This window comes from Pseudomonas sp. S1(2024), from assembly GCF_046557535.1.
Map to the genome: position 1 here is coordinate 1 of NZ_JBKGFP010000004.1, position 13,185 is coordinate 13,185.

The 13,185-nt window shown below is 62.7% G+C and carries 11 protein-coding genes; 10 read left to right on the plus strand and 1 reads right to left on the minus strand.

Annotation, left to right across the window (positions count from 1 at the left end; all coding sequences use genetic code 11):
* Positions 1-223 precede the first annotated feature (223 nt).
* The 5 genes from ACLCGK_RS04320 (at position 224) to ACLCGK_RS04340 (ending at position 5,910) form a co-directional block, all read left to right on the plus strand.
* Positions 224-736 (plus strand): RNA polymerase sigma factor, encoded by a 513-nt coding sequence (locus ACLCGK_RS04320; protein WP_015269091.1) that lies wholly within the window; start codon positions 224-226, stop codon positions 734-736.
* 71 nt (positions 737-807) lie between these two features.
* Complete coding sequence (locus tag ACLCGK_RS04325) at positions 808-1,770, plus strand: FecR family protein (protein WP_405047430.1); 963 nt, start codon at positions 808-810, stop codon at positions 1,768-1,770.
* A gap of 267 nt (positions 1,771-2,037) precedes the next feature.
* Positions 2,038-4,641 carry a TonB-dependent receptor gene (locus tag ACLCGK_RS04330; protein ID WP_410951366.1) on the plus strand — a complete coding sequence of 868 codons (2,604 nt, stop codon included), beginning with the start codon at positions 2,038-2,040 and terminating at the stop codon, positions 4,639-4,641.
* 202 nt (positions 4,642-4,843) lie between these two features.
* Positions 4,844-5,437, plus strand: coding sequence for a biliverdin-producing heme oxygenase (locus ACLCGK_RS04335; RefSeq protein WP_015269088.1), 594 nt, complete (start codon positions 4,844-4,846; stop codon positions 5,435-5,437).
* Between the two features lie 56 nt (positions 5,438-5,493).
* A complete protein-coding gene (locus ACLCGK_RS04340; protein ID WP_013971115.1) occupies positions 5,494-5,910 on the plus strand; it encodes a YbaN family protein in 417 nt (138 codons plus the stop codon).
* Here ACLCGK_RS04340 and arcD (ACLCGK_RS04345) read toward each other — a convergent pair.
* The gene (arcD, locus tag ACLCGK_RS04345; protein ID WP_013971114.1) at positions 5,890-7,317 is read right to left on the minus strand and encodes an arginine-ornithine antiporter; all 1,428 of its coding nucleotides are present in this window, start codon (positions 7,315-7,317) and stop codon (positions 5,890-5,892) included. The genes ACLCGK_RS04340 and arcD (ACLCGK_RS04345) overlap by 21 nt on opposite strands.
* A gap of 435 nt (positions 7,318-7,752) precedes the next feature.
* Here arcD (ACLCGK_RS04345) and arcD (ACLCGK_RS04350) point away from each other — a divergent pair, with 435 nt between their 5' ends.
* The 5 genes from arcD (ACLCGK_RS04350) (at position 7,753) to ACLCGK_RS04370 (ending at position 13,081) form a co-directional block, all read left to right on the plus strand.
* On the plus strand, positions 7,753-9,180 hold the full coding sequence (gene arcD / locus ACLCGK_RS04350) for an arginine-ornithine antiporter (protein ID WP_015269087.1): 1,428 nt from the start codon (positions 7,753-7,755) through the stop codon (positions 9,178-9,180).
* A gap of 33 nt (positions 9,181-9,213) precedes the next feature.
* Positions 9,214-10,467: an arginine deiminase gene (gene arcA, locus ACLCGK_RS04355; protein WP_410951367.1), complete on the plus strand. Its 1,254-nt coding sequence runs from the start codon at positions 9,214-9,216 to the stop codon at positions 10,465-10,467.
* A 69-nt stretch (positions 10,468-10,536) separates the two neighbouring features.
* Complete coding sequence (locus ACLCGK_RS04360; RefSeq protein ID WP_013971112.1) at positions 10,537-11,547, plus strand: ornithine carbamoyltransferase; 1,011 nt, start codon at positions 10,537-10,539, stop codon at positions 11,545-11,547.
* 180 nt (positions 11,548-11,727) lie between these two features.
* Entirely contained in the window at positions 11,728-12,657 is a 930-nt protein-coding gene (gene arcC, locus ACLCGK_RS04365; RefSeq protein ID WP_003257953.1) for a carbamate kinase, read from the plus strand.
* A 55-nt stretch (positions 12,658-12,712) separates the two neighbouring features.
* Positions 12,713-13,081 carry a DUF5064 family protein gene (locus tag ACLCGK_RS04370; protein WP_013971111.1) on the plus strand — a complete coding sequence of 123 codons (369 nt, stop codon included), beginning with the start codon at positions 12,713-12,715 and terminating at the stop codon, positions 13,079-13,081.
* Positions 13,082-13,185: the final 104 nt, after the last annotated feature.

The window sequence follows — 13,185 nt, forward strand, 5'->3', positions numbered from 1 at the left end:
CCTCCTCTTCCTCCTCCCCTCCCCCCTCCTTCCCCTCCCCCCCCCCCCCCCCCCCCCCCCCCCCCCCCCCCCCCCCCCCCCCCCCCCCCCCCCCCCCCGCTCCCACAAAAAGCATGCCGGCGCCTGCCACTCACAATCTTTACCTTTTCCTAACATTTCCAGGCTTGACCTTCGAGACGGATGATAAGCATTATCATTAACCTTTCGTCGGCCAGGTCCCCCTGTGAGTCAGTCCCGGTTCAACTCTGTCTTCCTCGTCCAGCGTCTTACCCTTCTGCGCACCTTGCAGCGCATGGTGGGCAACCCCAACACGGCCGAAGACCTGTTGCAGGAAACCTACCTGCGGGTTTCACGCGCGCTCGGTGAGCGGCCCATCGAACACATCGAGCCGTTCGTGTTCCAGACCGCGCGCAACCTGGCCCTCGACCACCTGCGCGCACGCCGGGTGCAATCGCGCATGCTGGTCGACGACGTGCCCGACGAGGTCCTGCACAGCGTGGCCGCACCGGCCACCAGCAGCGAGGATGCGGCCCATGCCGAGCAGTTGCTCAGGCACCTGAGCATCAGCCTCAACCAGTTGAGCGAACGCCAGCAGCGCATCTTCATCCTCAGCCGCCTGCATGGCGCCACCTACCTGGAAATCGCCGAACAACTGAATGTTTCGCCCAGCACGGTACAGAAGGAACTGAAACTGATCATGGCGATCTGCATGGGTGTCGCCGACCGCCTCAAGTGAGGCAACCCAAAGCCCTTGCCACACCCCGCCTCAGCCTTGATCATTCGAAAAAAACCATTCAAGGATTCACCGTGACCGACAGCCCTGCCCCTCGCCCGTCACCCGCCGGGCCCAGCGCCCGTGCTCGTGCCATGGACGAGGCGCTGGACTGGCTGGTACGCCTGCAATGCGCCGACGCCGAGGACACCCAGGCCTTCGAAGCCTGGCTGAGCGCAGCGCCGGAAAATGCCGAGGCCTATGTCGAGGCAGAAGCATTGTGGAACGGCGCACCGCTGCACCAGGTGGCCGTACAGATGCATAAGCAACAGCGCCGCTCGTGGCGCGGGCGCCTGCGCAGCCACTGGAAACCCCTGGCCACGGCAGCGCTGCTGCTGGTCGGGCTGTTCACCCTCGGCAACCTGCCCATGCGCCTGCAGGCCGACCACCTGACAGTGGTGGGAGAACGCCAGCGCCTGCAGCTGGAAGATGGGGCGAAAGTGCTGCTCAACACCAATTCGGCATTTGCCAGCGAGCAGCGTGATGGTCGCCAGGTCGCCCGCCTATTGCAGGGTGAGGCCTATTTTCAGGTCCCCGAGGGCGCGCTGCTGCCACTGGAAGTGCAGGCCGGGCCATTGCGCGCGCAGGTGCGCGACACCGACTTTGCCGTGCGCTACCTCGACGGCGAGGCACAGGTGCGGGTGCAGCGCGGCGATGTCGACCTGCAGGGGGCCCGCGACCAGCGCATCCGCCTGAGCGCCGGCGACAGCATCAGCGTCGGCCCCCAGGGATTCGGCAAGCGCCAGCGCCCCGACATGCACAAGGACCTGGCCTGGGTCGACGGCCGCCTGGTGTTCGAGAACTGCCCGCTGAGCCAGGTGCTGGCCGAGGTGCAGCGCTACTACCCGGGCTGGATCATCAACCGCAATGCGCAGCTGGAAGACATGGCGGTCACCGGCAACTACCGCCTCGACCAACCGCTGGAAACCCTGCGTGCGCTGGCCCACATCACCTCGGCACAGCTGCATGAGTACCCGGCGCTGGTCATTCTGAACTGATCCGCAAATCTGAAACCCGACACGGTCCCTGTGGGAGCGGGCGTGCCCGCGAACACGGGCAACGCCCGTGCCATCCACCGCAGTGCCTGTTTCGCGGGCATGCCCGCTCCCACAGAAATCGCGATACAGACCGCCAAACCGCAATCCAACTTTTTTTACGCAGTCACGCTACCCCGCCCGTCTCGTTATAGCCAATGCAACTGATTCTCGTTTGAAAACGAGGACAGCCATCACCTATAACAGTCCGCGCGTCAGGGAGCGCTTCCGATGTCCACAGGTCCTACCCGCCCCTCCACCCTTCCTCGCCATGGAGGGCAACTGTCCCTCCTGAGCCTTTCCCTACTGAACCTCGCCCTGCTCGCCAGCGGCGCCATCAGCCTGCCGGCACTGGCCGCCGAACCGGCACAGGCCAGCAGCCCGCGCATGGGCGACTACCGCTTCAGCATCGGCCAGCAGCCGCTGGTTTCGGCCATAAATGCTTTCAGCCAGGTCACCGGCTGGCAGGTCGGCTTCAGCGCCGAACTGGCCGACGGCGTGGCATCGCCAGGGGTGCAGGGTTCGTTACCGCCGGAAGCCGCGCTCAAGCGCCTGCTGCACGGCACCGGCCTGGGCTTTCGCAAGATCAGCAACGGCAATGTGGTGCTCGAACGCCAGGCCAGCGCCAATGTGATTGCCCTGCAGCAGGTGACCGTCAGCGCCACCCGCAGCGCCCAGGACGTCAGCCAGGTGCCGAGCACCGTCAGCGTGCAGACCCGCGAGCAACTGGACCGGCAGAACGTGAACAACATCCAGGACCTGGTGCGCTACGAACCAGGTGTGTCGGTAGCCGGCACCGGCCAGCGCAGCGGCCTGAACGGCTACAACATCCGTGGTATCGATGGCGAGCGCATCCTCACCCAGGTGGACGGCGTGTCGATCCCCGACAGCTTCTTCTTCGGCCCCTACGCCCAGACCCAGCGCAACTACGTTGACCCGGAGATCGTCAAGCGTGTGGAAATCCTCCGCGGCCCGGCCTCGGTGCTGTATGGCAGCAACGCCATCGGCGGGGCGGTGAGCTACTTCACCCTCGACCCGGACGACATCATCAAGCCTGGCAAGGACGCCGGTGCCCGCCTGAAAACCGGCTACAGCTCGGCCGACGAAAGCTGGCTGACCTCCGCCACCGTCGCCGGCCGCCAGGGCGACTTCGACGGCCTGTTGCACCTGAGCCAGCGCAACGGTCACGAAACCGAGACCCACGGCGGCCACAGCGGTGACGGCCTGGCGCGTACCGAAGCCAACCCGATGGACGTGCGCACCACAAACGTGCTGGCCAAGCTGGGCTGGAACTACGCCGACGAAGCGCGCCTGGGCTTCACCTACGAGCGCTACAAGGATGACCGCGACCAGAACATCCTCAGTGCGGTGGGCGGGCCTTTCATTCCTGGCTTTGGTGCCTCGGGGTACTACAAGGCGCGCAATGGCAACGACACCATCACCCGCGAACGCTTTGGCATCAACCATGAGTTCGGCCTGGACTCGCTGGTCGCCGACCATGTGAAGTGGAGCCTGAACTACCAGATCGCCAAGACCGACCAGCACACCGAGGAAGTCTACGCACCGCCTGGCCGTCAGGTACTGCGTACCCGAGACACCCTGTACAAGGACCGCCAGTGGGTATTCGACGCCCAGCTGGACAAGGCCTTCAGCCTCGGCGCCACCGACCACCTGTTGACGTACGGCACCACCCTCAAGCACGAGAAGGTCACCGGCTCCCGCAGCGGCACCGGTACCTGCCTGGCCGTTGGTTCAGGCTGTTCTGCCGCTGGCGCCGAGCGCCCGGCAGACGGCCAGGCCCTGGTCAGCGACTTCCCGGACCCGACCGTGAACACCTACAGCCTGTTCGTGCAGGATGAAATCCGCTGGAACAACTGGACCTTCATGCCTGGTGCTCGTTACGACTACACGCGCATGGAGCCCAGGTTCACCGAGGAATTCCTGCGTGGCCTGGAGTCCAGCGGTACCGCACCAACCTCCCAGGACGACTCGGACAAGAAGTGGCACCGCGTCTCGCCCAAATTCGGCCTGACCTACGCCTTCAACGACAACTACACCTGGTATGGCCAGTACGCCGAAGGTTTCCGCACCCCGACTGCCAAATCCATGTACGGGAAGTTTGAGAACATCGAGCAAGGCTACCGCGTCGAAGGCAACCCGGGTCTCGAACCCGAAAAGAGCAAAAGCTATGAAACCGGTCTGCGTGGCAACTTCGACGCCGGTAATTTCGACGTGGCGGTGTTCTACAACAAGTACCGCGACTTCATCGACGAAGATGCCGTACAAAGCGCCAACCTGGAGCAGACCTTCAAGGCCAACAACATCAAGCACGCCACCATCAAGGGTACCGAGGTCAAGGGCCGCCTGAACCTGGACCACTTCGGTGCGCCGCAGGGCCTGTATACCCAGGGCTCGATCGCCTACACCTATGGCCGCAACGATGACACCGGCGAGCCACTGAACAGCGTCAACCCGCTCAAGGGCGTGTTCGGCCTGGGTTACGAACAACAACACTACGGCGGCCTGCTGAGCTGGACATTGGTCAAGCGCAAGACCCGCGTCGACGACAGCACCTTCTACTCGCCCGACGGCTCGAGCTCCAAGTTCCGCACCCCGGGCTACGGGGTGCTGGACCTGACCGGTTACTACAAGGTCACCGACGACGTGACCATCAACGCCGGCCTGTACAACCTCACCGACAAGAAGTACTGGCAGTGGGATTCGGTACGCAGCTACGACGGCCAGGGTGAAGCGGCCGTGACTCAGCCGGCCAACATCGACCGCCTGACCATGCCGGGGCGCAACTTCGGCATCAATGTGGTTTGGGATATCTGACCCCTTGCGTCTGTACCGGCCTATTCGCGGGCTCGCCCGCTCCCACAGATACTGCGCAAGCCTTGGGCCTGCGATGGTCCTGTGGGAGCGGGCATGCCCGCGAAGAGGCCAGTACAGGCAACACGAAATCCCGATTTTTTTACTGTCCCGCCCCCGCTGTTTCGTCTTGTCTCTAGACGCCCCCTTTTCCAAGGACTGCCCCATGACCGACCGCCCAGCCCTGCGCTCCCAGCGCCTCAACCAGATCACCCACGCCCCCCACGCCGAACTGGATGCCCTGGTCAAAGCCCACGCGCCCTTCGACAGCCGCGAAAGCTTCGCCCGCTTCGTGGTCGCCCAGTACCTGTTCCAGGCCGAGCTGCAGGCCCTGTACAACGACCCGCAACTGATCGCCATCATCCCCGACCTGGCCGAGCGCTGCCGTGCCGAACAGGCCCGCCTGGACCTCGCCGACCTCGACACCGAAGTACCACCAGCCGTGCCGGGCGCCCTGCGCAACCCGAGCCTGGGCGAGGCAATGGGCTGGATCTTCGTCTCCGAAGGCTCCAAACTGGGCGCTGCGTTTCTGATCAAGCGTGCCGTGGCCCTGGAACTGTCCGAAACTTTCGGTGCCCGACACCTGGGCGAACCGGCCGGTGGCCGTGCCGAAGGCTGGAAACAGTTCACCCGCATTCTTGATGGCCTGGCCCTGTCGGCCGAAGAGGAAGCCGCTGCCGAACGCGGCGCAGTTGCTGCCTTCGAGCGCTTCACCAAGCTGCTCAAGCATGCCTATGCTGCAGATGCCGCGCTGGTTTGACACGCCGTACCCCGGCCACCCTACCGGTGGCCGAACCGCTTCCATGCAGTGAGACCATGACCCGACCCGCCCGTTCGAAACTCGCCCGCCTGCTGTATGCGACCTTGGCTTACGTGAGCCTGGGCGTGGGCCTGGTCGCGATCGTCATTCCCGGCCTGCCGACCACCGAATTCATCCTGCTGGCTGCCTGGGCGGCCACACGCAGTTCGCCGCGCCTGTCTGCCTGGCTGGAAAACCACCGTTTGTTCGGGCCGATCCTGCACAACTGGCGCAATGGCAAGGTGATCCAGCGCCGGGCCAAGGTCAGCGCGACCCTCAGCATGCTGCTGTGCGCGGGCCTGATGCTGACGTTCCTGGAACACCGCTGGCCGGTGTTCCTGGCCATTGCCGGCATGACCCTGGGCAACCTGTGGATCTGGTCCCGCCCCGAGCACGCCCCCTGCCCTGCCCCGTCACAAGCTCAGCAGCCCTGAGTACAGGGCATAGGCCGCCAGCGCGGCACCTGCCAGCACGGCAGCGAAAATCAGCTTTTCCCAAGTGGTGAACAAGGTTTTACCCTGCTCATGCTTGGCCCTGGCGAACAGGATCACGCCCGGCGCGTACAGCAGCGCCGACAGCAGCAGGTACTTCAGCCCGCCGGCGTACAACAGCCACACGGCATATACCAGGGCAACCAGCGCCACCAGCAGGTCCTTGCGGCGCAGGGCCGGCTGCTCGTCGTAGGTTTCTGCACGTACCGCCAACAGCACGGCGTAGGCCGCCGACCACAGGTAGGGCACAAGAATCATCGACGAGGCCAGGTAGATCAGGCTGGTATAGGTACCGGCGGAAAACAGCGTGATCAGCAGGAAGCCCTGGATCATGCAGTTGGTCAGCCACAGGGCGTTGGCCGGTACATGGTTGGCGTTTTCCTTGGCCAGGAAACGCGGCATGGTCTTGTCCCGCGCCGTGGCGTAGAGGATCTCGGCACACAGCAACGCCCACGACAGCAGCGCGCCAAGCAGCGAAACCGCCAGGCCGATACTGATCAGCAAGGCACCCCACGGCCCGACGATATGCTCCAGCACCGAAGCCAGTGACGGGTTCTGCAGCCCGGCCAGTTGAGGCTGGGTCATCACCCCCAGCGACAGCACGTTGACCAGCACCAGCAGCGCCAGCACTCCCAGGAAACCGATCACCGTGGCCTTGCCCACATCCGAGCGGCGCTGGGCGCGCCCGGAATACACGCTGGCGCCCTCGATACCAATGAACACGAACACGGTGACCAGCATCATGTTGCGCACCTGCTCCAGCACGCTGCCGAACTGCGGGTTGCTCAGGCCCCAGATGTCACGTGTGAAGATATCGGCGCGGAAGGCGAACGCCGCGATCACCACGAAAATCAGCAACGGTACCACCTTGGCCACGGTGGTCACCTGGTTGATGAACGCCGCTTCCTTGATGCCGCGCAGCACCAGGAAATGCACCGCCCAGAGCAGCAGCGAAGCGCAGCCGATGGCGATTGGTGTGTTGCCCTCGCCGAATACCGGGAAGTAGAAACCCAGAGTGCTGAACAGCAGCACGAAGTAGCCGACGTTGCCCAGCCAGGCACTGATCCAGTAGCCCCAGGCCGAGGAAAAACCCATGTACTCGCCAAAGCCGGCCTTGGCGTAGGCGTACACTCCCGAGTCCAGCTCCGGCTTGCGATTGGCCAGGGTCTGGAATACGAAAGCCAGGGCCAACATGCCGACTGCGGTGATACCCCAACCGATCAGCACAGCCCCCACATCGGCACGCGCCGCCATGTTCTGCGGCAACGAGAAGATCCCGCCTCCAATCATCGAGCCGACCACCAATGCGATCAGCGCGCCCAGGCGCAGCTTCTGTCCCGGTTCGCTCATGAGCCTTCCTTTTTTTGCGCACTGTCATGGGCTTGAAACAGCCATGCGGTCCATATAAGTGTTGCTACTTATAATGATCCTGACCAATGAAGCTATAGCACTAATAACTGCTTTGTCTATGCCAGCTTTTGAGTAAAACCTAGCAGCTCCGGAGCAACTAGAAAAGAATCCGATAAAACTCGAAATTCTTGTGAAAAATTTGCGAAAGCGGCAAAAACGGCTAGCGTCAAGCATCGCAGGCTGAACAGAGCGTTTGCTCTAGATGGACATGGAGGTGCCAGCATGCAGGGCCTGCGGCATAAGTTGTCGGCACTCTCCAGGAGCTTCGTGAAGGAATTTTCCTACTTCACGTCGCCATGAACTGACCCAAGTCAGCGAATGGCAGCGGCGTCGGATTTACTCTGTCGTCAACTTTCTCCTGGCAGGAGTTGTTAAATGTCTGATTCATCCGGAAAACTAAAGCTCGGCGCGTTAGTTGCACTTGTCGTCGGTTCGATGATTGGTGGCGGGATCTTCTCGCTGCCGCAAAACATGGCTGCCAGCGCAGGGGTTGGCGCTGTACTGATCGGCTGGGCGATCACCGCGGTCGGCATGCTGACCCTGGCGTTCGTGTTCCAGACCCTGGCCAACCGCAAGCCTGACCTGGATGGCGGGGTGTATGCCTACGCCAAGGCCGGTTTTGGCGACTACATGGGCTTCTCCTCGGCCTGGGGCTACTGGATCAGTGCCTGGCTGGGCAACGTCGGCTACTTCGTGCTGCTGTTCAGTACCCTGGGCTACTTCTTCCCGATCTTCGGCGAAGGCAACACCCCGGCCGCCATCATCGGCGCATCAGTGCTGCTGTGGGCCGTGCATTTCCTGGTACTGCGCGGTATCAAGGAAGCAGCATTCATCAACCTGATCACCACCGTGGCCAAGGTGGTGCCGCTGCTGCTGTTCGCCCTGATCTGCCTGTTCGCCTTCAAGCTCGACATCTTCACCGCCGACATCTGGGCGGTAGGTACGCCAGAGCTGGGCAGCGTGATGAACCAGGTGCGCAACATGATGCTGGTCACCGTGTGGGTGTTCATCGGCATCGAGGGTGCGAGCATCTTCTCGTCGCGGGCGGAAAAACGCTCTGACGTGGGCAAGGCCACGGTCATCGGCTTCGTCACCGTGCTGCTGTTCCTGGTGCTGGTCAACGTGCTGTCGCTGGGCATCATGACCCAACCAGAACTGGCCAAGCTGCAGAACCCGTCGATGGCTGCCGTACTGGAGCATGTGGTCGGCCACTGGGGCGCGGTACTGATCAGCGTCGGCCTGATCATCTCGCTGCTCGGGGCCCTGCTGTCGTGGGTGCTGCTGTGCGCCGAGATCATGTTCGCCGCCGCCAAGGACCATACCATGCCGGAGTTCCTGCGCCGCGAGAACGCCAACCAGGTACCGGCCAACGCCCTGTGGCTGACCAACGCCATGGTGCAGATCTTCCTGGTGATCACGCTGTTCTCCAGCAGTACCTACCTGTCGCTGATCTACCTGGCCACCTCGATGATCCTGGTGCCCTACCTGTGGTCGGCCGCCTATGCCTTCCTGCTGGCTCTGCGTAGCGAAACCTACGAGCAGGCCCTGGCCGAACGGCAGAAGGACCTGGTGATCGGTGGTATCGCCCTGTTGTACGCCGTCTGGCTGCTGTACGCCGGTGGCGTGAAATACCTGCTGCTCTCGGCCCTGCTCTACGCACCTGGCGCAATCCTGTTCGCCAAGGCCAAGCGTGAGGTTGGCCAACCTGTCTTCACCAACGTGGAAAAACTGATCTTCGCAGCCGTGGTCATCGGTGCCCTGGTGGCAGCCTTTGGCCTGTACGACGGCTTCCTGACCCTTTGACCCACGTCTTCGTTCAACTGGAGGAATGAAATCATGTCCGCTGAAAAACAGAAGTACGGTGTCCACTCCGAAGCCGGCAAACTGCGCAAAGTGATGGTTTGCTCGCCGGGCCTGGCGCACAAGCGCCTGACGCCGAGCAACTGTGACGAGCTGCTGTTCGACGACGTGATCTGGGTCGACCAGGCCAAGCGTGACCATTTCGACTTTGTCACCAAGATGCGCGAGCGTGGCGTGGATGTGCTGGAGATGCACAACCTGCTGACCGACATCGTCCAGCAACCCGAAGCACTGAAGTGGATCCTCGATCGCAAGATCACCCCCGACACCGTCGGTGTCGGCCTGACCAACGAAGTGCGTAGCTGGCTCGAAAGCCTCGAGCCACGCCACCTGGCCGAGTTCCTGATCGGCGGCGTGGCAGGCCAGGACCTGCCAGACAGCGAAGGCGCCAGCGTGGTCAAGATGTACAACGACTACCTGGGCCATTCCAGCTTCATCCTGCCACCGTTGCCCAACACCCAGTTCACCCGCGACACCACCTGCTGGATCTATGGCGGCGTCACGCTCAACCCGATGTACTGGCCGGCGCGCCGCCAGGAAACCCTGTTGACCACAGCCATCTACAAGTTCCACAAGGAGTTCACCGGCGCCGACTTCCAGGTGTGGTACGGCGACCCGGACAAGGACCACGGCAACGCCACCCTCGAGGGTGGTGACGTGATGCCGATCGGCAAAGGCATCGTGCTGATCGGCATGGGCGAGCGCACCTCGCGCCAGGCCATCGGCCAGTTGGCGCAAAACCTGTTCGCCAAGGGCGCGGTGGAAAAAGTCATCGTCGCCGGCCTGCCGAAATCCCGTGCTGCCATGCACCTGGACACCGTGTTCAGCTTCTGCGACCGCGACCTGGTCACGGTCTTCCCGGAAGTGGTGAAAGAGATCGTGCCGTTCATCATCCGCCCGGACGAAAGCAAGCCTTACGGCATGGACGTGCGCCGCGAGAACAAGTCGTTCATCGAGGTGGTGGGCGAGCAGCTTGGGGTCAAGCTGCGCGTGGTCGAAACCGGTGGCAACAGCTTTGCCGCCGAGCGCGAACAGTGGGATGACGGCAACAACGTGGTGGCCATCGAGCCGGGCGTGGTCATTGGCTACGACCGCAATACCTACACCAATACCCTGCTGCGCAAGGCCGGGATCGAGGTCATCACCATCAGTGCCGGCGAACTGGGCCGGGGCCGGGGCGGCGGCCACTGCATGACCTGCCCGATCGTGCGCGACCAGATCGACTACTAACGACCATTACCCCCGGCCGCCCTCACAAAGCGGCGGCCGGTGCGTTCACCAAACTCAAGGAGAAAAGTCATGGCGTTCAATATTCACAACCGCAACCTGCTCAGCCTGGAACACCACACCACCCGTGAGCTGCGCTACCTGCTGGACCTTTCCCGCGACCTCAAGCGTGCCAAGTACACCGGCACCGAGCAGCAGCACCTGAAAGGCAACAACATCGCGCTGATCTTCGAAAAAACCTCTACCCGCACCCGCTGCGCCTTCGAAGTGGCCGCCTATGACCAGGGCGCCAATGTCACCTACATCGACCCGACCTCCTCGCAGATCGGCCACAAGGAAAGCATGAAGGACACCGCCCGCGTGCTCGGGCGCATGTACGACGCCATCGAGTACCGGGGCTTCAAGCAGGAAATCGTCGAAGAGCTGGCCAAGTTCGCCGGCGTTCCGGTGTTCAACGGCCTGACCGACGAATACCACCCAACCCAGATGATCGCCGACGTGCTGACCATGCGTGAGCACAGCGACAAGCCCCTGCACGACATCAGCTACGCCTACCTGGGCGACGCCCGCAACAACATGGGCAACTCGCTGCTGCTGATCGGCGCCAAGCTTGGCATGGACGTACGCATCGCCGCGCCCAAGGCGCTGTGGCCGCATGACGACCTGGTCGAACGTTGCCACAAGTACGCCGAGGAAAGCGGCGCACGCATCACCCTCACCGAAGACCCGGTTGCCGCGGTCAAGGGTGTGGACTTCGTGCACACCGACGTGTGGGTATCGATGGGTGAGCCGATCGAAGCCTGGGGTGAGCGCATCAAGCTGCTCAAGCCGTATCAGGTGAATGCACAGCTGATGAAGTCCACCGGCAACCCGCGGACCAAGTTCATGCACTGCCTGCCGGCGTTCCACAACTCCGAAACCAAGGTAGGCAAGCAGATCGCCGAACAGTACCCGGACCTGGCCAACGGTATCGAAGTGACCGACGACGTCTTCGAGTCGCCGGCCTGCATCGCCTTCGAGCAGGCGGAAAACCGCATGCACACGATCAAGGCGATCCTGGTGTCGACACTGGCTGACCTGTAAGCCATACCCGCCTACCGGAGGATTGCTCTGTACTTGTGGGAGCGGGCATGCCCGCGAATGCGTCAGCCGCACCAATGATGGTGTCTGGCCTGGCCTCTTCGCGGGCACGCCCGCTCCCACAGGGAACCCGGCAGCCTCCGTGCAGCGGCAGCTCATTCTTTTCGTTAAAGGACATTCCCCATGCGTATCGTTGTTGCATTGGGCGGCAACGCCCTGCTGCGTCGCGGCGAGCCCATGACCGCTGACAACCAGCGCGCCAATATTCGCACCGCCACCGAACAGATCGCCAAGATCCACCCAGGCAACGAGCTTGTCATCGCCCACGGCAACGGCCCGCAAGTTGGCCTGCTATCGCTGCAGGGCCTGTCCTACAAGCCCGACGAGGCCTACCCGCTGGACGTGCTGGGGGCCGAGACCGAGGGCATGATCGGCTACATGATCGAACAGGAACTGGGCAACTTGCTGGCCTTCGAAGTGCCGTTCGCCACCCTGCTGACCCAGGTCGAAGTGGACGCCAACGACCCCGCCTTCAAGGACCCGACCAAGTTCATCGGCCCGGTCTATGGCAAGGAAGAGGCCGAGCGCCTGGCCAAGGAAAAGGGTTGGGTGGTCAAGGCCGACGGCGACAAGTACCGCCGAGTGGTGGCCAGCCCGAAACCCAAACGCATCTTCGAGATCCGCCCGATCAAGTGGCTGCTGGAAAAGAGCAGCATCGTGATTTGCGCCGGCGGCGGCGGCATCCCCACCATGTACGATGAGAACCGCAAGCTCAAGGGCATCGAGGCGGTGATCGACAAGGACCTGTGCTCGGCCCTGCTGGCAGAGCAGCTGGACGCCGACCTACTGATCATTGCCACCGACGTCGATGCGGCCTATGTTGACTGGGGCAAGCCCACACAAAAGGCCATTGCCCAGGCCCACCCCGACGAACTCGAACGCCTTGGCTTCGCCGCCGGCTCCATGGGGCCGAAGGTGCAGGCCGCCTGCGACTTTGCCCGCAACACCGGCAAAGTGGCAGTGATCAGTTCGCTGGAGAACATCGAAGACATCGTCAAAGGCACCGCCGGCACGCGCGTTTCCACCGCGAAGCCGGGGATCAGCTACCGTTGAATGCAGTAGGCGGGCGCCAGCGTCCGCCATTTTCGACCTTCCAAAGGAGCTTGCCATGGCCCAGTACCAACCCGGTCATGTACACATCGAGCGCACCGCGCTGAACCAGAATGACCACAGCTATGACCTGAACATCGAATACGAGGCAGTGTCGGACCCCAAGGAAGGTAGAGGCATCCAGTTCAAGATGCATGGCAGCATCGAAGGCAAGCCAGTGGAAGAAAAGTTCTTCCTGGCCAAGGACCAGGTATTGCCCAGCTTCCTCATGCAGTTGAGCCGAAGGGCGCAGTCGTACCTGAAGCCACCGAAGAAATTCGAGAGCCTGAGTTCGCCGCACAAGCTTTATGACCATATGTTCGCGGACATTCGCGAAAAGCTGGATGTGAAATCGGGCGACCCGATCAAGCCTGAACATCTGGAGTGATTTCAGGATCCGGGGGCTGCTTTGCAGCCCATCGCGACACAAGGCCGCTCCTACAGGGTGTGGCGCTGTACCTGTAGGAGCAGCCTTGTGTTGCGATGGGCCGC